The sequence below is a fragment of the Undibacterium sp. Ji50W genome (assembly GCF_049340445.1).
In the GTDB taxonomy this organism is placed as follows: domain Bacteria; phylum Pseudomonadota; class Gammaproteobacteria; order Burkholderiales; family Burkholderiaceae_D; genus Undibacterium.
Genome location: NZ_JBMPOX010000001.1, coordinates 455,828 through 477,039, shown reverse-complemented (window position 1 = coordinate 477,039; position 21,212 = coordinate 455,828). Strand labels below are relative to the sequence as shown.

Annotated in this window: 19 protein-coding genes; 11 read left to right on the top strand and 8 right to left on the bottom strand. The window is 48.2% G+C overall.

Annotated elements, in window-relative coordinates; translation table 11 throughout:
* Positions 1-366 precede the first annotated feature (366 nt).
* Positions 367-2,241: an amidohydrolase gene (locus ACO0K9_RS02300; protein WP_422981348.1), complete on the bottom strand. Its 1,875-nt coding sequence runs from the start codon at positions 2,239-2,241 to the stop codon at positions 367-369.
* A 512-nt stretch (positions 2,242-2,753) separates the two neighbouring features.
* On the opposite strand from ACO0K9_RS02300, the gene ACO0K9_RS02295 reads away from it, so the two are divergent.
* On the top strand, positions 2,754-3,419 hold the full coding sequence (locus tag ACO0K9_RS02295) for a response regulator (protein WP_422981346.1): 666 nt from the start codon (positions 2,754-2,756) through the stop codon (positions 3,417-3,419).
* A 21-nt stretch (positions 3,420-3,440) separates the two neighbouring features.
* Here ACO0K9_RS02295 and ACO0K9_RS02290 read toward each other — a convergent pair whose 3' ends face one another.
* Both ACO0K9_RS02290 and ACO0K9_RS02285 read right to left on the bottom strand, forming a co-directional pair.
* On the bottom strand, positions 3,441-5,615 hold the full coding sequence (locus tag ACO0K9_RS02290; protein ID WP_422981344.1) for a hybrid sensor histidine kinase/response regulator: 2,175 nt from the start codon (positions 5,613-5,615) through the stop codon (positions 3,441-3,443).
* A 174-nt stretch (positions 5,616-5,789) separates the two neighbouring features.
* Positions 5,790-6,368 carry a hypothetical protein gene (locus tag ACO0K9_RS02285; protein WP_422981342.1) on the bottom strand — a complete coding sequence of 193 codons (579 nt, stop codon included), beginning with the start codon at positions 6,366-6,368 and terminating at the stop codon, positions 5,790-5,792.
* A 345-nt stretch (positions 6,369-6,713) separates the two neighbouring features.
* Between ACO0K9_RS02285 and ACO0K9_RS02280 the strand changes: the two genes are divergently transcribed.
* Positions 6,714-7,163, top strand: a complete 450-nt coding sequence (locus tag ACO0K9_RS02280) for a hypothetical protein (RefSeq protein ID WP_422981340.1) — start codon at positions 6,714-6,716, stop codon at positions 7,161-7,163.
* Between the two features lie 318 nt (positions 7,164-7,481).
* Entirely contained in the window at positions 7,482-9,266 is a 1,785-nt protein-coding gene (locus ACO0K9_RS02275; RefSeq protein ID WP_422981338.1) for an AAA family ATPase, read from the top strand.
* A 152-nt stretch (positions 9,267-9,418) separates the two neighbouring features.
* Here the strand turns inward: ACO0K9_RS02275 and ACO0K9_RS02270 are convergent, their stop codons facing one another.
* The gene (locus tag ACO0K9_RS02270) at positions 9,419-10,165 is read right to left on the bottom strand and encodes a hypothetical protein (RefSeq protein WP_422981336.1); all 747 of its coding nucleotides are present in this window, start codon (positions 10,163-10,165) and stop codon (positions 9,419-9,421) included.
* Positions 10,166-10,331: 166 nt separating this feature from the next.
* A complete protein-coding gene (locus tag ACO0K9_RS02265) occupies positions 10,332-10,889 on the bottom strand; it encodes a CPCC family cysteine-rich protein (protein ID WP_422981334.1) in 558 nt (185 codons plus the stop codon).
* A 912-nt stretch (positions 10,890-11,801) separates the two neighbouring features.
* Between ACO0K9_RS02265 and ACO0K9_RS02260 the strand changes: the two genes are divergently transcribed.
* The 3 genes from ACO0K9_RS02260 to ACO0K9_RS02250 all read left to right on the top strand — a co-directional run bounded on the left by ACO0K9_RS02260 (position 11,802) and on the right by ACO0K9_RS02250 (position 13,991).
* On the top strand, positions 11,802-12,176 hold the full coding sequence (locus ACO0K9_RS02260) for a hypothetical protein (RefSeq protein ID WP_422981332.1): 375 nt from the start codon (positions 11,802-11,804) through the stop codon (positions 12,174-12,176).
* 364 nt (positions 12,177-12,540) lie between these two features.
* On the top strand, positions 12,541-13,137 hold the full coding sequence (locus ACO0K9_RS02255; RefSeq protein WP_422981330.1) for a DUF6988 family protein: 597 nt from the start codon (positions 12,541-12,543) through the stop codon (positions 13,135-13,137).
* A 173-nt stretch (positions 13,138-13,310) separates the two neighbouring features.
* Positions 13,311-13,991 (top strand): hypothetical protein, encoded by a 681-nt coding sequence (locus ACO0K9_RS02250; RefSeq protein WP_422981328.1) that lies wholly within the window; start codon positions 13,311-13,313, stop codon positions 13,989-13,991.
* A gap of 253 nt (positions 13,992-14,244) precedes the next feature.
* Here the strand turns inward: ACO0K9_RS02250 and ACO0K9_RS02245 are convergent, their stop codons facing one another.
* Positions 14,245-15,105, bottom strand: a complete 861-nt coding sequence (locus tag ACO0K9_RS02245) for a LysR family transcriptional regulator (protein WP_422981326.1) — start codon at positions 15,103-15,105, stop codon at positions 14,245-14,247.
* Between the two features lie 96 nt (positions 15,106-15,201).
* Here ACO0K9_RS02245 and ACO0K9_RS02240 point away from each other — a divergent pair, with 96 nt between their 5' ends.
* Complete coding sequence (locus ACO0K9_RS02240) at positions 15,202-16,119, top strand: DMT family transporter (protein ID WP_422981324.1); 918 nt, start codon at positions 15,202-15,204, stop codon at positions 16,117-16,119.
* Between the two features lie 9 nt (positions 16,120-16,128).
* The gene (locus tag ACO0K9_RS02235; protein ID WP_422981322.1) at positions 16,129-17,490 is read left to right on the top strand and encodes an aminopeptidase P N-terminal domain-containing protein; all 1,362 of its coding nucleotides are present in this window, start codon (positions 16,129-16,131) and stop codon (positions 17,488-17,490) included.
* A 191-nt stretch (positions 17,491-17,681) separates the two neighbouring features.
* On the opposite strand, the gene ACO0K9_RS02230 is transcribed toward ACO0K9_RS02235, so the two are convergent.
* Positions 17,682-18,536, bottom strand: a complete 855-nt coding sequence (locus ACO0K9_RS02230) for a tetratricopeptide repeat protein (protein ID WP_422981320.1) — start codon at positions 18,534-18,536, stop codon at positions 17,682-17,684.
* Between the two features lie 173 nt (positions 18,537-18,709).
* On the opposite strand from ACO0K9_RS02230, the gene ACO0K9_RS02225 reads away from it, so the two are divergent.
* Positions 18,710-19,105 (top strand): hypothetical protein, encoded by a 396-nt coding sequence (locus tag ACO0K9_RS02225; protein WP_422981318.1) that lies wholly within the window; start codon positions 18,710-18,712, stop codon positions 19,103-19,105.
* A 191-nt stretch (positions 19,106-19,296) separates the two neighbouring features.
* Here ACO0K9_RS02225 and ACO0K9_RS02220 read toward each other — a convergent pair whose 3' ends face one another.
* Positions 19,297-19,746 carry a hypothetical protein gene (locus tag ACO0K9_RS02220; RefSeq protein WP_422981316.1) on the bottom strand — a complete coding sequence of 150 codons (450 nt, stop codon included), beginning with the start codon at positions 19,744-19,746 and terminating at the stop codon, positions 19,297-19,299.
* A gap of 375 nt (positions 19,747-20,121) precedes the next feature.
* Between ACO0K9_RS02220 and ACO0K9_RS02215 the strand changes: the two genes are divergently transcribed.
* Together ACO0K9_RS02215 and ACO0K9_RS02210 are read left to right on the top strand one after the other, a co-directional pair.
* Positions 20,122-20,457, top strand: a complete 336-nt coding sequence (locus ACO0K9_RS02215; RefSeq protein WP_422981314.1) for a hypothetical protein — start codon at positions 20,122-20,124, stop codon at positions 20,455-20,457.
* 367 nt (positions 20,458-20,824) lie between these two features.
* Complete coding sequence (locus tag ACO0K9_RS02210; RefSeq protein WP_422981312.1) at positions 20,825-21,205, top strand: hypothetical protein; 381 nt, start codon at positions 20,825-20,827, stop codon at positions 21,203-21,205.
* Positions 21,206-21,212 lie beyond the last annotated feature (7 nt).

The following is a 21,212-nucleotide window of genomic DNA, read 5'->3' as shown; positions in this document are numbered from 1 at the left end:
GCCAGAGATTGGGAATTCAGCGCAGTGGGAGAAGCATGTCACAAAATAAACAAACACGCCATATACTTAGCGTCCATTTGATTAATAGGCGTGAAATGCCATCTTAGTGGACTTAAGCGCTTGTAGATGGTGACGAGGAAGGCACACTGAGCGTGACCTTGCTGGATAAGCTGGCAATCGATCGCGCAGACTTGCGGGGTGGTGAAGTGCATCATTGATGCGTAACCTGCTCGCGAGTGCCCTGTCCATGTTCCACAGGTCACAACGCACAGGCCGGGGCTAGCGTACCAGTCGCGCAAAAATCACACAAATATCATAAAAAAACAGTGGAAATTGGGAACAATCTGCCCCAATTTCCGCTAATAGTCATGTTCTTGCGCATGCCTTGACGTGCTTACATAATTTGTCTATTTTTTTTGGCATCACTGCTTTGCAGTTAAGTACGCGAGGTTTGAACTTGGATGTGTCGGCTACAAGGATATTTGCCTTATAGGTCGCAAGAATTTCTATGTCGCATATCTTCTTCACGGGAATAGCAGTCGGATCTTGACTCAGCATCACCATGTCCGCCACCATGCCTTCTTTCAATTTACCTTTGCTTGATTCTTCGTGGTACTGGTACGCACCATCAGATGTCAGCGCTTTAAGTCCCTGCATCACAGAAAGACGTTCGTTTTTACCGATGACCTTTCGATTGCGCGAGATACGATTGACCGATGTCCACAAAATAAAAATCGGATCAGGTGGTGTCACAAAGAAATCGCTGTGATTGGTCATATGCAAACCGAGCTTAGCCCCACTAGCCATTGGGGATAAGAAATTTGCACGTTCCCTGCCTAGATTCTTGACATGCAAGTCACCCCAGAAGTAGGTGTGATTGGTAAAAAACGAAGGTGTAAATCCGTATTCCGCGTAACTCTTTAACTGATCGGCAGTAACAAATTGCGAGTGAATCGGCGTTGTGCGCATATCTTTCGGTGCGCCGGCAGCTAGATGTGCGTCAAGCACCATCTGTACTGCTGCATCACCGTTAACGTGCGTCAAAACCTGCGCCTTGGCTTTATAGGCATCCGCAACATATTGATTTAAGTCGTCCTGCGAAGTGTTAGCCACCCCACCGCACCATGATTTTGCCAGGTTGGGGCCAGGGACCTTATAGGGTTGGCTAAATAGCGCAGTCAGCCCTTGCGGCGATCCGTCAACAATGATTTTGATGCCCGCGATTTTGAAATGATTGGTATAACTTGTCGTATATTGGTAGCGCGCTAAATCGGTCGGCACGGCGTAAGCAACGACATCCAAAAAGAGTGCCTTTTGTTCCGCGGCTTCCTGGTACGCCTGCATGACCTGCTTTGTGACGGGCGCATCATGTACAGTCGTGTAACCGTAACTTGCATACATCAACTGCGCAGCTGTCAGTTTGTCCTTAAAACTTTTTTCTACGCTTTGTAAATTCTGTAAGGCCTGCGCTTGACCTAATGCGTATTCCCATGCTTGTTCCATCAATAAGCCTGTCAATTCATTGCTTGGCTGATATTTACGTTCGCTATTGACATACAGTTTTTCGCCTGCTTCGGGCACTAAAGGGACACTCAGCTTTGCCATCGCGGCTTTATTGAGCAAACCACCATGCATGGAGACATGGATCAAGATCACAGGAATATCACCAAACACCTCATCGAGATCGTCATGCGACAAACCCTTCATACATTGCCCGGGGGGGGCGCCTACACTTCCTTCGCAAGTCATGGTCGTTGACGTTTGGTCATAGCCATAAGCGATTAAGAAATCCCCTTGTTGCAACTTGCTGAATTGATCGCTTTTTTTCAAGGCGTCGATGATGCTGCCCTTGTCGTTGCCAGTGCTGATGGGGGACGGTGAGATGTCAACAAAGCCAATACTTGCTGCAGCTTGCGAGAAATGGCTATGTCCATCAATAAAACCTGGCAAAACCGTTTTCTTGTAGAGATCAATGATGTCTGTGGGCTGATTTTTAAACTGCTCTTTGATATCTTTTGCCTTACCAACGCTAAGAATAATACCGTTCTTGATAGCCATTGCTTCGGCACGACTATTATCGTCGTCCATCGTAATCAGATTGCCGTTTGTATAAATGGTGATTTTATCTGCGGCCTGCTCATCTTGAAGTTTTTGCGCCATCGCCGTTGGCACTAATCCCGGTGATAAAAATAAGAAACTCACGAACAAGGTGACGCGCAGTGAAAAGTGGTTCTTTTTCATGTTTTATCCAGGTTAAAAGACGCAAAGCGTCGTGGGCGTGCGGTGAAGCAGACGTTCTTCTTAGAACGTGTTTACGATCTGTAGCGAGCGAGCGTCAGCGGGGTAAGGGTAACAAAAGCGCCGCGCAAAAAGCGGAATGTACTCTAAGTACATGAGCATTTTGAGCAGCACATGAGCCCCGCGTGGACTACGATCACGCTCGCGCAGTAAGATCGCAAACACGTTCTTATTCAAGATGATCAGGATGAAATCATCCGCGACGGACGACTCACACCTGTCAGCTATACGTTTTTTAAACGCAAATACCACCAACGGCCAAGAATGATTGACGCAAGTTCAACACGCCCTGGCACCTTAGTATTGGCAGCAAACAGAGCGTTGTAAATAGGGCAAAAGCACGAAGACTGGTACTAGTACTGTACCTAATACTGTACCTAACACCGCTGCCATGTTGCAATTTCGCTATCGTGCAGCGATAATGAAAGCATGAGTGCTACGCAACAACAATCCCGATGAAACTCTTGATCGTGGATGACCATCCAACGATGCGCGCCGGGCTGGCGGCGCTGCTTGGTCACGTCGAGGCGCACAGCACTATCCTGGAAGCAAGCAATGGCCAGGAAGCATTGACCTGTGTGGCACAACATCCGGATCTGGACGCAGCCTTCGTCGATTTGTACATGCCCGGCATGGACGGCATGCTACTGATCCAGGAACTGGTCAGGCATGATCCCCAATTACCCGTTATCGTCCTGTCGTCGTCAGAAAGTGCACAAGACGTGCGGCGTGCGCTTGCATTGGGTGCGCTGGGTTATTTGCCCAAATCCGCAAGCGCGCACACCATCCTGTCGGCGTTCAGGCTCGTCCTGTCCGGCGACATCTATGTACCGCCTTTCATGCTGGATTTCGTGACTCAAGATGCAGCGCCTCATGCACGCCAAGGCAGTTCCAAAAATGCCTTACGCCTGACTGCACGCCAATTAGAAGTATTGCTGTTGTTGCGCGATGGCCTGGTCAACAAGGAAATCGGCCGACGCTTAGGCTTGTCCGACAAGACCGTCAAGGCGCATGTGGCCAGCCTTTTTAAAGAGTTACGCGTCAACAACCGCGTGCAAGCAGTAAGCGCCGCAAGACAGGCTGGCCTGATTACCGATGCCAGCACATCGCCAAAGGACTAACCCTTCAGGCGATTGGCGTCATCACATTTTTTTCGTGCTCCCGTGTTGGCGCAGCAGCGCGCCAACAGTTGCACGCAACCTGGCATTAGGTACCGGCTTATGCAGCAAGACAAATCCGCTGGCCTGGGCTTCGCGCAAGCGATCGGTGGCCGTGTCGCCGGTAATCAACACACCAGGGATGTTGCGGTGGTAGTGCTGCTGCAGGTGATGAATCACATCGATGCCGTTTTCATCACCCTGCAGGCGGTAGTCGCAGACGATCAGATCAGGTGCTCTTGATAACGAAGACAGGCGTGTCAGCATGTCCTGGCCAGAGCCAGCCGTGACCACTTCCAAACCCCAGCCATGCAACAGGCTGAACATGGCGTTTTGAATCGAGTTTTCGTCGTCGATGACCAGCACCAGCCCTTGCAGATGCACGGCCAGCCTGTCTTCACTGGGCATCGCTGGTTCCGCCTCCGCTGCGACACGCAGGACATCGACGGCAAACATCGAACCCTGGCCAAGGCGCGAGCGAAATTGCATCGTGTGACCCAACAACTCCGTCAAGCGTTTAACGATAGGCAAGCCCAGGCCCATTCCCTGCGTGCGGTCATGACCGGCATTGGCGACTTGATAGAACTCCTGAAAAATACGGCCGTGATGTTCTGGCGCCACACCACGACCGCTATCCCACACCTGGATGCTGACCTGAGCACCACGGCTGCGGCAACCGATCACGATCTTGCCATGGTCCGTGTAACGCACCGCATTGGACACCAGGTTACCCAGGATGCGTCCCAACAACAGCGGATCACTATGCACGTAGTGCGAACAGGGGCGCACGATCAAGCGTACACCCTTGCTCAACGCTTCCTCCGCAAATTCGCGCTGAATGCGCTCCAGGATGGCTTGCAGGCGAATCGGTGCCGGGTGCGCCTCGACTATACCAGCGTCCAGCCGCGACACATCCAGCAGCGCGCTGAACAAGGCATTCATGGCCGCGATGGAATCATCCATATGGCCTATCATCTTGCGCGCCTCTTCATCCATCGCGCGTTCCTGCAGCGCGCCTACGAACATCCCAAGCGCGTGCATGGGCTGGCGCAAGTCGTGGCTGGCTGCCGCCAGAAAATGCGACTTGGCCAGACTGGCTTCCTCAGCCAGTTGCTTGGCAGCCCGCAAGGCATCTTCTTCAGCATGCCGGATAGAAACGTCGTGAGAACACATGATCAGGCAACGTCGCCCTTGATGCTCCAGAACGCGCAGCGAAACGGCCAACCACAAAACTGCGCCATCGAACGTACGTGCACGTATCTCGATATTGTCCACGCCCCCAGTCAATTGAACCTTGCCGATGATGTCGGACCGATCAGGCCGGTTTTCGTAAAAATCCGACGCCCTGGCTTCTTCTAATTGCGCAATGGACAAGCGAAACAGGTTCAAGAAAGCTTGATTGACCCGCAAGAAACGGCCATCATCGACCGTGGACAAGGCAAGCGGGATAGGTGTGACTTCAAACAACCGGGCAAGATATTGTTCACTTTCTGCAACCTGCGCATACAGCCGTTGGCGTTCAGCAATTTCCATCGACAATTGCGCATTGGCGGTACGTGCCTCAATCAGATGCGCATATTCCAGACGTCGCGAGCGCTCAAGATGAAACACCGCCAGGCTACCGACGACATTGACCATTACCATCGCCACCACGAAGGGCGTCATCTCTGCAACTGTATGGTTCATGGTCAGCACGGCGAGATAAGCAATGGCACTGCCTATCCCACAAATCAGACGATGCCGGTAGCGTAGCGGCACCACCAGATAGACGGCAAACAAGTGCGCCTGGTTGACCAGCACATGCAGCAAAAATACCGCAGGTCGCGTCGCGGCAACGGCCACCATGGTAAACAGCGTAAGCGATATCCACCAAAACATCGCAGCGTCAATCCAGCGATTGCTGGGTGTATGCCTGAAACCAGGCCATAAGCACAAGGTCAGCGTCAGGATAGACAGACGCAAAACAACGCAAAAAATCAGCAATCCAGTCGTTTTGACCAATAGAAAATCATTTGCAATCAGCATCAGATCAATCACCGTACCTGCGATGAGGACCCGGTAACCGCTTCTAACGGTATCCACGCGACCATGATCACGGTAAGCTTGTTCGTCCGCAGGCGAAAGAAACTCCGGTATTCGCCTGCGCAGAACCATCGTCATGGCATTTTCACTTGGGAAATTAAATTTACCCAAGTATAGCGACTCTGTTATTGCAAGCAAACAAGATTCATAACTGCCAGCAAAGCCCGCCCATCGTCGCGCTGGAACACCGCAGCAGCGATACACATCGCACTTCCCTGGACAGGCCAGACATGACGCCCATGATCAGCGTCACTATTCCGACCAATTTAAATGAGAAGGAAAATTTTGTAATTCAAGATTTGAATCTATCGAATGAAGTTCCGAAGCAACGACAATTTCGCCACCGTCAGCAACAGAGGACATTTTCCAGACACGTACTTTCTTAGGGCAACCACTTTCCTCATACGGACTTGGGCCGGTCTCATATTGCAGAGGAACACTTTGCACTACTCTAAAAAAGTACTCCATCTTAACCTGCTTGCCGCCGATTTTAACTAATAAGGTCGCGCGATCATTACCTATAAATCCTTTATTTGGAAGATATGAAAAATTTCCACCACCTTCGCTATTTAATATCCCGTTTGTTGGCATCTTTAAAACAGTTACTATTCCATCGCCACGAATAGTGGTTTTTTCTTTTGATAGATAATAATTTTTCAAATCTAAAACAGGACTCATACCATCCAATTCAGATAGCGTATTACCAGATTTTTCCAAATGACAGATACCAATAGTGCGGTCAATTTTCTCTACAGCTTGCGAAGCAGTTGTAATCGTTGAAGACTGAGTAGTCTCTTGAAATGAAGTAGTAGGTACGTCCATGAAAAACATCATAGTCTCCTGTTCTGAAGTAGATTGAATTTGGCCAAGCAATGTTTGCGCGTAACCGGTTCCTGAGCAGCGTTATTTTCAACGGAACCTAATACCGGCACAATCCCCATCACGGACAATAACGCGGAGTGTGGTGTGATATGGGCAAGCTAGTGTCAACGGTATCAAAAGAAACAACATGGCGCAATCACCTGACACGCCAAGCATCAAGCACGGATCGATTAGAATCGCGTAATCGTCCGCATGGTTGGAAATGTATGAATGTTGAGACCTGCCCGCGCCTTGGTTACCATTCTTGCTTCCGCCTCTGTCATTGCGAGCACTATTTTATAAGGACTAACACTCATGTCTGATAACTGGCTACAATACGTACCATGTGATCACTTGTATCAACCTGATCCAGATGCGGCAAAAAAAGCAGAAGAACGCCTGTATGCCTTTGTACCCGAAGCAGAAGAAGTAACGTCAACCTATCTGCAAGAGCCTGATTTATTTCACCCCGGTGCAAACTGGTCAGGCGTCAATTGCCCGGAATGTGGTACAGATGCAGAATCCTGGTGGAAAGACGCGGTGCAACTAGCCTCCGAAAGCAATTTCCGTCTATTGCAATGCCATGCCCCCTGCTGTCACAAACCAGTATCACTCAACCACATGCACTTTGCATGGCCTGCTGCATTCGGCAGCTTTGTACTGAAAGCGATGAACCCAAATATTAAGGGACTTGCTCAAACGCAGATTAAAGAACTGCAAGACATACTAGAGTGTGAATTGCGTGAAATCGCCCTGCATATCTAAGAGCATGTATAACCACAAAGAAATTCAACGGCCCGCATGGGAGCGATTAGAAGCGCGTAAAATGTATTAATGAAAGGCCGCCAGACTGCGCGCTCGCTCACGTGACGACTTTACACAGCCCACGTAGGTGCGAATAGCCTGCGTATTCGCACGCATTATTTCGTAATGATTATTGATATTTTTTAAGCTCGGTATATGTGCGACTACGTTTCACTAATCGCACAGCGGGCTAATACCCAATCAGGCGCCGCAGTGGCGAACGATACGCAAGGAAAGATCTCATTAACGCATTTACCAACAATTAAGTAGAGAATACATATGCCAATTTCATCTATTCGAATTAAGAACTACAAGTGTTTTTATGACTCTGGCGAAGTAGAACTCAGTCCCACATTTAATATCATTGTTGGTCGCAATGATGCGGGTAAAAGCGCTTTTGTCGAGGCACTAAGTTTGAACTTTAATTCGAGGCCAACCAAGATATTGGGAACTGTCAAGTTTAGAGGGGCAAATTTAGAACCAGATTCTCAAGTTTTCGTCAAATATAAATTGTCACCGGAAAATCTCCGCTCATTTTTTCTTTCACAGAGAACATTTTTTATACCCGAATCGATTTCAAATATTGCAGACCTAATTGAAAGCGAGCAAGAATATGTTACAACGTGGATCAAAGGCGGACCGCGCAATGGAAGATTCACGCATATAGACGACGATACGAGGCCCGAGCGTCGAGTCTTTGAAAATCGTGGTTGGCCGAACAATATAGAATTCGTTTTTGAGAGCATTACCAGAGAACAGAATCCTGACTACGCTCATTACTATGCAGTATTTCTGAAGGCAGCCTCCTATAGTTTTCGTGCTGAACGAATGTCATTAGGTGAGTGCAAAATTGCCGCTAGTTCTGAACTAGAATCCGATGCCAAAAATCTAGCAGATGTACTAAATCAACTGCATGGAAACCCTGGAAGATTGCAACGTCTAATTTCATTAGTAAAAACTGTCTTTCCTCACATTACCAGTATTACTGTCAAATCAGATAATGGAAATACAGTAAAAATATTTGTTTGGACTATTCCCGAGGAAGATGAGCGTGATGATCTTGCGGTGCCATTGAGCGAAAGCGGCACAGGTATCAGTCAAGTTCTCGCAATATTGTATGTTGTTGTTACGGCGGATACTCCTAAGACAATCATCATTGATGAACCGCAGAGTTTTTTGCACCCCGGTGCAGTTCGCAAATTACTGTCAATCCTGAGAAATCATCCGCAGCACCAATATATTATTACTACTCACTCTCCAGTGGCGTTGGACATTAATCCATCAGATAGGGTTCTTATGGTCCGACGTGGCGAGATGGGCAGCGAAATCAATACTATTGCATCTGATAACCAAGAAGCATTACGTGAGTTCATGGCTGAGGTAGGAGTGCGCCTTGGTGATGTCTTTGGAGCTGACTCCATTCTTTGGGTTGAAGGTAAGACGGAAGAAGTATGCTTTCCTCAATTAATTATGCGGCTTGGGAATCAACCGTTATTCGGTATTCAGATTCTGGGTGTTCATAGTACAGCCGACCTTACTCAAATTAAATTTAAGGAAAAGGTATACAACATTTATAGACGCTTATCTAAGGGATTCACTTTAATGCCACCGGCTTTATCTTTCATTTTTGACAGGGAAAATACTGATGAGAATCAACGCAAGGAAATTGAAAGCAAAAGCCAGAATCTGGTGAAATGGTTGCCTTGCAGAATGTACGAAAATTACTTAATTGAGTCGTTTGCAATCGAAAAAATTTTAAACCAAGAAGACACAGGCAAGACAGCACTCTACGCAAAAAATGCCATAGATGATTGGCTCCTGTTGAATGGTAAAAAGAATAAATATTTCCCAAAAAACCTGTCAAATGTAGCGTTCAATTCTGACGATTGGTTTGAAAAGGTGGATGGCGCTACTCTCTTGGCTGACATGTTTAACGAATTGACCAATAGTCGTGTGCCGTTCGACAAAGTAAGGCACGGCCTCTTATTGACAAATGAGTTAATTGAAAATCCATCGCCGAGAATTCAAGCGCTTTCTGCGTTTTTGGCTGAAATCGTTAGTTGATTAATTGTAGTTTTTTCTGGTCGATTGTTTCAGTTCGCATAGATGCGAATAGCCCCGTGTATTCGCACGCATGATTTAGTGATGGTTATTAATATTTTCAGTCTCGACATGCGTGCGATTAGGTTTCACTAATCGCACGCAGGCTACTGATCTCACGGTTTTAAGAAATAGGGTTCTAGTGAGCCCGTCAATACATGGGAACAGAGCTCGTCAATTTTCTTTTGCGGTTCTTGCAGTTCGAAATAATTCTCAAATCGCCCTTCAGGAATCACATACAATTTTTTGTCATGCGTGTTGTGATTGATGAGTACCAGATCATCCCATTCTGTCCAAATAATAATGTCGATATACTCAGGATCACCGAGTTCAGTGCGAATACGCAACAGGCGCTTCTTGGAAATTTTATAGTCTGAAGCAAAATCTGAGAGTCGTACCCATGTACCTACCTTAGCAGGTAAATTTAATGAGCAAAATGGCGAAATCACATTTTCGTATGACGCATGCATACCATTGAAATTCTGATAGTACCCATGCATAAATTCTGGTAAATCTGCAAAAATCCCGCTCCAATCTCGTAGATGAGCCCCTGGATCAAACCCTCCTATTTCTACCATCAAATCATTTGCAATCGTGTACGCCAGGTTCAAGGTCGGGTGTGTTTTAATCTGGGCAACAAATGGTGTCCCACATTGAAACATCAACGCATTCCAAGTCGCCGGCTGAGATAATCTTAGCGGCTCGAAAAAATAAGCAGCACCTTTTTCGAAGGCGTTTTTAAATTTAATCGTAAATTCATTTTTATTGAATAATTCTGCCGGTAGTGCTTGACCGATATCAGCAATCTTAAGATATTCGTCAGCACTATTACTCCATGTCCATACAACACTTCGTACTTTCATTATCGGCCTTTCAAGGTACTGGCAATCCAATCTTGCACTTTAGTCATAATCTCAAACTGAGTTCTCGATAAATTTCTCGGATATGTTGCATCCACCGCTTGCCCCTTATAGCCCGCAGGGCGATTAGCGGCGCGTATTCGCCCGTCGGGTTGGAAATGTATGAATATCAGGCCTGCCCCTGTGTCTCAGTATATCGATCCCGACCATCCGAAAGGACATATCGTAGAGCATCTTCAGTAACAGCACCAATGTTTTGGAAATTCTGCTGCGCATCACGTAGCGTCATATGATTTGGCCCACTGAGTCGATCAAATTCCGTTGTTCCGTCATCCTCCCAAAAACACACATGACAAATTTCATATGCTGCACTCACACGCAGGCTCTTGTATCTGCAACAGGGGCAAGCTGCTAGCACCTCAACGTCGCCTTCAATCGCGCCTTCCAACCCTAGAAGGGTAATCTGGTTTTTCAAATACGAGTTGATCACCCCTGTATAAGAATGTTTAAGAGCAATCTTTAGTAGAGGATCATATATCGCATTTTTCGTGTCGTCCGGCTCGTCAGTACCGGCAATCATCACCTTTAAAAGATCGGGAAGACCTTCATAGTCAGGATCACCTGCATCAATGGACCACCAATCTAGCAACAAGACTTCACGCTCCTCCTTGGAAAGCCGAGCAAGGTCGCGTCGCACTAAAAGATCAATTGCTTCATCTCTACCCATAGGAGTCACCATCTAAAATTATCGATCGTTCGCCGCGTCATCGCCCGCCGGGTTGGAAATGTATGAATGTCAGACCTGACCCCGCACCCCGCATCAATATGGGCTACGGGATAGGGTTGTGGCGGGTGGGGCTGAGGTGCAGTATGAAGAGAGGCGGTTTTTGGGGCTGCCAGATACAAGTGTCTTTGAACAAAATTTCATTTCTAAGTTGTATGAATTCAATCCGAAATGAACAGTTTTATTGTCAGGGGAAATTGCAAGGCGGTTAATTTCGATAGTAGAATGAAAATGATTCATCTCGCTTCTTTTGTAGACTCTGTTATACCGTCTATTTTTGAGGTATGACGGATTTGAGGCAGGCAACATCACGGTTTCCAGAGAAACGGAACGCTTGCTTTTGCGTGGCCAGTTTTGCGTGGCCAGTTAATTGACCATTTTAAAAAATTAAAACACGTTTGACGTCTAAAAATCATGTCCAGCGCAGTTAATGAAGCCAAGAGGGTGCTAGCCGAAAACTCAAGGGTCTTATTTGGTTTTTTTGGCGTAGTAGAAAACTCCGGGGTTTTCCCACCGCGGGATTTTCTAAACGAGTTCTTGTTAGTGGGTTACGATCCGTGTGATCAAGACGAGAGAATGGGAACCTGGTCTCCTTTCAGGCTCACTCGCGAAGAATATGCCCAAATCAAAGACTGGTGGCTTCAATTCCATCCTGGTGCACGCGAGGATTCGCTCGGGGAGTCTAGTTGGGACAACTGGGCTACTGCGCTACTGGAGCGTTTCGATTGAAATTGAAAAACCACCCTTATCTTTCTCGGCACACGCCTAACATGGCAGTCAAGACCGCCACGGCCTACGGCGTCCGATGGACCGCCCCCAAGCGGGCGTCCCCTTACCTGCAATGTTAAGCGCCGCATGAAACCAATCGTATCTCATCTATCCAGGTTCGATGTCTATCGTGATGGTGGCTCAGTCAGTGCTTCCTTCTTTGATCCATCTGGTAACGAATACATGCTGAGGTTCCCAGTCATTTTAGTATCCAGTTCATCAGGCCCCAAGCGTGTTGGCTATGGTGAGCCGATTGTCGAACACTTCGTGCCGTCTCAAAGGACAAGCCCGATAACGGGAATCACTCACACATCGTGGGATTCAGAGCAGTCTCCGACAAGCTGGCAAGAAGCAAGACAGTTGTTGGTCGAAATGCAACCGTTTGTCGATGGTTTCCTTACAGAGTACCAGGATGTCTACCCCAAGATGGTGAAGATCGCGGCTGCGGGCGGCGTGGAATGAATACATCTAGGTGCGAATAGCCCCGCGTATTCGCACACATAGTTTCAGGATAACTATTGAAATTTTTCAGTCTCGACATGCGTGCGATTACGTTTCACTAATCGCACCTACGCGGGCTACACATGATGGGTTTGGATATTAAATACAGTGTATCCAACACCCATGGCCAGCCGAAACCAGCAAGGAATTGGTAATAACCTATTGGGAGCCATCTATTATGGACAGCCTGTTCTAGGGCTATCGTGCTGAAGGGGACTAAGCCATTCTTGAGAGTAAAATGGCAACAGCAAAATTGCAGCTTACATTTACATAAAGTGTCGTTTTACTAACAAAATGCAATTTGTCTTTTATACTCGGAGGAAATATGACTAAGTCACCCCTGTTGGAAACTATTGATGCGCTCAAGAAACTTGACGATATTCGTAACGATATGCAGATTACTTTTGGTGGGCAAAAAAGACCTCGTCTGGCCACTTTACTTTTTGATATAGCATATGAACATTTTAAGGCAATTGTGACTCTGATTAATCATGACATGCCATCATCCGCAGCCGCTCTTATCCGAGTAATTTATGAGACGTATCTTCGGGGTCTCTGGTTGGCCCATTGTGCTACCGACAAGCAGGTAAGTGAGTTCTTGAAAGACAAATTAGAACTAAAAATGTCTGAAATGATTGCGGAGATTGAAAAGGTTGATGAATTTAACTCTGGAGAATTTTCTAAAATTCATAAGAAATACTGGGGGATGATGAATAGCTACACGCACTCTGGAATGTTCCAAATCAATTGTCGATGCACCGCTATAGATATCGGGCCAAACTTTACTGAAGAGGATAAAAAGGATGTCCTTGAGTACTCACTAATGATTGCCAAGCTAAGCGTTTATGAGTTTACAAAGCTAGCTAACGATTCAGCACGACTAGAGCGTATTAAACAGTTGATCTTGAATCATGGTGAGTAGGTAGTAATTTCAATATTGCGTGCAAACAAATGCAACGTTCGCTGCCGCCATACATTAGTGGTGGCCACCCAGGCGTAGTGACAATTAAGCCGCTAATTGAAGCGCTTCCCAGGGACAAAATTATTGCAAACGAGGGACAAAGCCGTCGCGCCCTTACAATATAAGAGAGAACTATGGAAAATTCATTTGGCCCATATGTGCCAGCATTGGCTACCCTTGCCGCAGCGCTCATTGCTGGAGTAATCGCACGCTCAAATTTAATTGCCTCCAAAGAAACGAAAATTTCTGAATTTCGTCAGGCGTGGATTGATTCCCTAAGAGAAGAACTTGCGATGTTTTTTTCAAGCGCACGGTTAATGGTGCGTTGGATGGAAGAGGCACGAGCTCGCCGCCCAGATGTAGTTCAAGAAAAATTTAATATAAGCTTAGAAAAAATAACAGAGATTCGGCATGCTGCTGCTGACACGTATTATAAAATCAAATTTCGTCTGAACTCCTCACAAGAAGGTCACGCACAATTACTTGGACTGATAGACGAGCTAATAAAGAAACAAAATAATTATCTGGTAGATGTCAATTCGAATATTGATGAAGTGTTTGAGTTGGCGGAAAAAGCTTCTCTGCAAGCAATAATAGTACTGAAGGGCGAGTGGGAAACGGTGAAAAGGGGTGAAAAAGAATATCAACAAGCGGTGCAAGCGACTAAGTCAGTTCCAACGGTAATTTGTGTTCTTCTTACTGCCCTCATGGTATACGTGTTTTTCGTGGATACCTCGCAGAAATCTAAAGGGGAGGTCAAAATCAATATACCTACCCCAGCATCTGCCTCCAAACCATTAACTTCGTCAAAGTGATTGGTACACTATCTCGTACAGCTAGAAAAAATAGCGCCCAAAGTGGGCTTAATTTAATTTTTAGAAATTCAATCTTGTTTGCAAATCTGTGCAAAGTTGTACGCGACCTTACACAAAGCCGCCGCGCCCGTACAACAGTAAGTCCTATCTATAATATACAGCACTGTGTTTGCGTTCAGTAATAAACGTAAGTCTTTGATTCAATTGGTCGGAGCGAGAGGATTCGAACCTCCGACACCGTGCGTCCCATGCATCAGTTTTTGCTACTCAACGCCTGCATGATCTCATTTGCCAGACATTCTGCCGCCGGTGAGCTGTTTTTTCGACCCTTGATGAGCACGATATCCAGCGGCTCTATCGATTTCAAGCCATCGGCTTTTCCCAGGCGCACCAGATGGGCGGGGGCGCTGCATTCGGCCAGGGCGGCTATTGCCAGGCCTGCTTCCACCATTGCCAGTATTCCCAGAAGGCTGGGGCTGCTATAGGTGGCGCAATAGGGACGGGCACTTTTCTCCAGTGCAGCAAGTGTTTGCTCACGGGCGACGCAACCTTTTTCATACAGGGCGATAGGAAGCGGGTTCTTCTTCCAGGCCGCATGCTTTTCTGCGCCTACCCAGACCATGGGTTCGCGGCGGATGAGCGTACCATCCAGGCCTTCACCACGGGTGACAAAAGCCAGGTCGATCGCGCCTTTCTTCAGCAAGGGTTTGAGCAAGATACTTTGCAGGCAAACCAGTTCTATTTCTACCTTGGCAAACCTCATCGCAAACCGCTCCAACACAGGAGGCAACAGGGACAATACATAATCGTCTGGCGCGCCCAACACCACTTTGCCAACCACTTCCTGCGTGCGCAAAGCGCTTAGTGCCGCATGCTCGATCTGCAATAACTGGCGCGCGTAAGGTAGCAGGGTTTCGCCTGCCAGTGTCAAGGCGATGCGCCGTGTATGTCTTTCAAACAGGGGCTGGTCCAGGCTGGCCTCGAGTTTGCTGATTTGCATGCTGACGGCTGCCTGCGATCTGTGCACAGTTTCTGCGGCGCTGACAAAACTCATGCGCTCTGCTGCAGCCACAAAGGTGCGCAACTGACCGAGGTTCAATTCAGGTAATTTCATGATTCAATTTTTCGAATGAATGACTTCAATTTAATCAGCTTGTCTGATGTGTGGCATAAGTCCATGATAGCGCAATAACCCAGAAGGGAGCAAAGCATGTCTGTATCACAAGTGATCTTTCCATACCAGCGTAATGCCACACTGGCCTACATCGCCGCCATGTTGATGCTGGCTACCTTAGGCATTTTTTTTCATGAGGCCGGGCTGGATGCGATTACAACTGTGTTCTTTCGCTGCCTGTTTGCAGCTATCGCGCTGGGGTTGTACTGCTGGTATCGCGGCATGTTCGTACGCGCCAATTTTTCTGGCAAGAACCTGGGGTTGGCTGTGTTTGGTGGCATGCTGATGGTCTTGAACTGGGTGAGTTTTTTTGCTGCGATAGAACGCATAGGCATTTCGGTTACTACTATCGTTTTCCACGTCCAGCCTTTCATTGTCTTGTTGCTCGGAGCAGTGTTTTTCCGTGAAAGAATTGCATCCAACAAACTGGCCTGGATGTGCCTGGGTTTTGCCGGGCTGGTGCTAGCCTGTGGTCTCCAAGGCAAAGGCATGCAGACGAGTCGGCTGTACCTGACAGGACTGTTGCTGACACTGACTGGCGCTCTCGCCTATGCCGGCGTCACCCTGACTACACGCGCCATGCGTGCCATGCCGCCGCATTTGATTGCACTCATTCATTGCCTGGTGGGAGTCATCCTGCTGGCAGGGTTGATTGCAATGCCCGCTGGCGGCTTGCGCACAGGGCAATGGGTTTGGCTGGCCGGGTTGGGTTTGCTGCCCACCGCACTAGCCTATGTGCTGATCTATGGAGCCTTGCCCAGGATGCCTACAAGTGCCATTGCCGTGCTGACATTTATTTACCCAGGGACCGCGGTCGGTTTTGATTATCTTGTGTATGGCCAACATATCAGCCTGGTGCAATTGGCAGGCTTGCTATTGATCGTGTTGGCCAGCCTGGGCGTCAATCTCAACTGGGGTTTGCGTTTCATCAGGAAAAAGCCGCTCATTGCTTAAGGAGAAAATATGTCTGAAGTTCCACATCCGTCCCACTACGCCGCCAGAAGAGCCAGGCTCATCGCCCACATGCGTGCTCAGGGTGGTGGTGTCGCCATTATTGCCAACGCGCCTGAGGTAATACGCAATCGCGATGTGGAATATCCGTACCGACATGACAGTTATTTTTATTACCTGTCTGGTTTTAGTGAGCCAGACGCGATCATTGTCATTGTAGTAGGTGAACAGGCGCAATCCATCCTGTTTTGCCGCGACAAAGATGCCGAACAGGCGATATGGCATGGCTTTCGCCATGGCCCCGAAGGTGCACGCGAGCATTTTGGTTTTAATGCTGCTTATTCCCTGTCCACACTTGATAACATGATGCCAACCCTCATCAAAAACGTTGCGGCGCTATACCATGCCCAGGGCAGCAATGCTGCACTTGATGCCCGCGTACAAACCTGGATGCATGCTGTACGCCTGCAGGCACGCACGGGCGTCCGGGCACCAGCCCACCTCCATGATGTGCATGCGGTATTGAATGAAATGCGCATCATCAAGGACAGTGCTGAGCTGGCGATCATGCGCCATGCTGCCAGTATATCGGCACAAGCACATTGCCGCGTCATGCGTTTTACGCGACCAGGGCAAACGGAATACCAGCTTGAGGCAGAGTTGCTGCATGAATTCCATCGCCAGGGTGCAACTGCACCTGCCTATCCAGCCATTGTTGCGGCTGGCGCACACGCCTGTGTCTTGCACCACAACCCCAGTGCCACACTGGCACAGGCAGGTGAGCTGATATTGGTTGATGCGGGTTGTGAATACCAGGGCTACGCATCTGACATTACCCGGACTTTTCCGGCTACGGGTAAGTTCACTGCTGCACAAGAGACCATGTATGAGCTGGTACTGGCCGCGCAATTGGCTGCAATTGCCGCTGTCAGGCCCGGTGCAAGTTTCATGGCGCCGCACGACGCAGCAGTGAGGGTACTCGCAGCAGGCATGCTCACTACCAGCCTGCTTGACAGCCAGCAATGTGGTACGGTGGAAGATGTTATCGCCAACGGTGATTATCGACAATTTTTCATGTGCAGGACCAGTCACTGGATAGGCATGGATGTACACGATGCTGGTGACTATCTTGAGCCGGTCAACGGCATTGCGCAAAGCGATAAAGAAATCCCCTGGCGCATCCTGCGTCCCGGCATGAGCCTGACCATAGAACCCGGTATTTACGTCCGCCCGACACCCGGCGTGCCTGAACAATACTGGAACATAGGCATTCGCATAGAAGACGATGTTGTCGTCACGGACGATGGCTGCGAAATATTGAGCAGTGCCGTGCCCAAGACAGTGGCGGCGATAGAGGAATTGATGGCGGGATAAACCTGCAACCGGGCTGGCTGGGGTGCAGCGTATGTTTAGCATTTGCCTAGGGCGTGTTGAATGTGTATTGCAGTGCTTTAAACTCTAATGCTTCGATACGGTTACAAGAGCGGCACTTCCATTCTAAATTCGCACCCTACTGACTGTTCCTCTGCGTTGAGTGGCCTTTACGTTTTGTGCGCACGGCATTATCAAGCAATCATATCCCAATACTTTTGCGCCATTGCATCGTCCTGCTCTACACCCTCGCCTTCTTCATACATGATGGCGAGTGTCTCGGCAGCTTTTGGGTGCCCGGCTTCGGCGGCGCGTTTGTACCAGGCTACTGATAGTGTCATGTCTTGTTCTACATAGCTGCCACTGGCGTGGAAAGCACCGAGGTTGTACATGGCACGCAGTTGTCCAGCTTCGGCTGCGCGGCGCAGGTAGATTACGGCCTTGTCGTCATTAACCTCTACGCCTATGCCCTGGGCATGGTAGATAAAGAGTTCAAACATGGCGTCGGTATTGCCCATGGAAGCTACCTTGTTGAGCATTTGCGCCGATCTGACCGGGTTTTCATCGGTACCAAAGCCGTGGCAGGTGACTAGCGCGAGCAGGTAGAGAGCATCGCTGTCATCCTGGTGTTGTATGCACCATCTACTGAGTAAGGTGAAGGATTGCTGCGCTTCTTCATCGCTACAGGTATCGCGCCGGTAAAACCAGCGATAGCGCATCAAGGTCTGACATGCTTCTGCTTTGCCTCGCGCTATCACTTCCAGCAAGACTTGTTCTGCCGCCGGGACATCGGCATCATCGGTAGGATTGCGCACCAGCCAGTCTGCCAGATGTATGCCCGCCTCTGCCAGCCCAAGATCAAACGCCTTACGCAGGGCCACCGGAACCTGGCGCGCTTCATCCAGTGGAAGGATGCCGATGTTGAGGTCACCGCGTTCTATCCTGGCTATCATGGAGATGGACCAGACTTGCAATTCATTGGCATCTTCCGGCGTGGTGCTGGATGCTATCCATTGCGGCACATCTTTGGGGGCTATATTTTTTTGCATTTTGTCTCCACCTTTAATTTCAACCCGCGTACAAGGGGCGATTAGCGGCGCGTAATCGCCCGTCGAGTTGGAAATATATGAATGTCAGACCTGCTCCTCGCACCCAGTTACGGGCCATCGACTGACTGAATTTTGTTATGATCGATAACCAATATTGATCATCCATCAAACCCATGTCAAACATACTGCTGGAAGGCTACACCACAGACGAAATCCTGAACCTTCCTGCTGAACTGATGCAATCCATCATACTCAGCGACGAAGCACTGGTCTTCAAGGCAGGATCAGCCAACATGCTGGGCCGCTTTTGCGTTTCTGGTGACACCCTCATTATGGAACTGGCGCACGTTGATGGCGGCGGCGAAGGCGCCTTACCCGCCCTGGCATCATTGGCTAACCGCTATGCACAACGCGAAGGTTTGCAGTTTCTCGAATGGCGTGTGCACGCCGTACATTGTGCCACGCCCAACCTGAAATTACGCCGCGTACTGGAAAGACGCGGCTTTGTCGTTCGTGAATTACCAGACGTGGGAGAATGTTTTTGGTTGAGGAGCGTGGTCAATACCTAACCCGCCTAGGGGCCATTAGCAGCGCATAATCGCCCGCCGGTTTGGAAATATATGAATGTCAGACCTGACCCCGCTCCCAATCGCGACTAAAGCCTGTATTCTACCTGCTATTACTATGGCGATCCGTCAAGACGGTGCTGATGAGGTGCTTACAAGTGAGCAGATCCATTCCAGTCGGCACAAAAAACAGATCAGCAAGTTAGCCGCTTCCCCTGCCTTAAAGCAGTTTTCAAATCAATACGGACTTGACGAAGCTTGCGAATTTTGAGCGATGATAAACCGACCCAAAAAAACAGCGAAAGAAAAATGACTGTATTCAGTATATCTGGGAAACCCCAAAAGGACAGTGTCAACATCACGGCTACGCAGCGTAATATGGTGTCCTTATGATAGCCAATACTTTTAACAGAAAATTCACCTGTATCGTGATTTATCCACCCTTGTATTGTCTTCCAGTTGCCTGACTGATCAAAAAACAAACTGATTAGGGCGCCCGCCTTTACGTCTGGCCAGCCTGGCACAACGACCTCATTTTGCTGCAACGTGTCCGATTCAAAACCGAATACCGTTCGTTGTTGATGTGCATGCATTGTGCGAGTCAGGTTAACAATCCTGACGAAACGAATGGTGATCATCGTCATCAATGAAGCCCTTAGAACCTGTTTACGATCTTATATTTCATTAAGTGCATATACGCCCCATTTCAGAGTGCATATTGTTGCATACTTTTATAAAAGACCACATTCCATCTTTTTGTTATGAAGTATCTGAAGTCATCACTTTGTCCCTGACAAACCAGCTATATTCCCGACAGCACGAGATTCATTTTTCGCCGCATGAGAAATCCGGGGTCACCCATTAGCTCCCGATAGTCGAGTAGTCGAACAACATACTCGCAACACACCGCGATCATATTAACAGTGCCATAACACGCCTTATTTTATGAGCATGTTGTTTATTACACACTTCATCAATCAATAATCATACACATTGCCAAGGCACAGCCCCCCGGCACCATGACCGTGGCAGACCGCCTGCGCGTACACCGCGCCCGCCATGACGTACTCAACAAACTAGAACCCACCACCCACGCCATCAAGCGCCAGGCGCTCTATGAAGAACTGACAGAACTCTCCACCCTTCTAGGCTACCCCGCGCCCGCACTGGCCGTCCTCGGCAGCACCGAGCCAGACGAACCCACCGTCATCACAGAATTCTGGGACGCCATCGAAGAACTCAACAACCTCGGCATAAAAACCAACCACGCCCGCGACAATGCCACCCTCGCCATAAACATCAACGAAGTGGTACGCCTGGCCCAAGAAAACAAAATCCCCCTCCCCGACCGCTAGGAGATCCGCCGCAACATCCCTCTGAGCAAATACAACACCTATCTAAAAAACACCGTCGTCAACAGCGCCATCGCTGGCAAGTCGATGAAGTGCTATATCTTCAAAGCGCGGGGGAATGGCTTGGTTGAGGCGTGATTCATCGATTGGCATTGATACTAGGTTTCAATGCCGGTCAAATTTTGTATGTTTTTTGCAAATTATCAAATTTTTAATGTTGTAAGTACTTGTAACATTGTAGCCATACACCTAATATTAAGTCATGCCTTAATGACATTTAATGAAGGCATACAAAGTGACATGAACTTTACGATCATACAAAGACCGTCACTTTTCATGCTCAATTAATAGATCCTATTAAGGAGAAGTGATGGCAACTGCACAATATCAGTGGAAAGCAAATAACGCATGCGTAGCCACATATAAGGTCCTTGAGGGCGATAATTTCTTGGATCAATTTGAAGACAAGGATATCCCTTTTGAAAAAGCTGGATCAGTCAAAATGGGGACACTCCGGTATTTCCCTAAAACCACAGGCAATATTGACATCATCGATGTCATATCAATGGGTATCGCCCGCGACTTCTTAAAAGGGGTTGTCAAAACGTATGTTGTTACAAAAGAAAAGCAAACAATCAATTCAGCAGACATTCTTACAGCAATCGCTGAAATATTTGGCGACGGGAAAAAGACTATATGCGACCTCGCCGAAGTTGTTGATGGATTGATTAAATTTCCAGATGAAATGTGAGATAAAT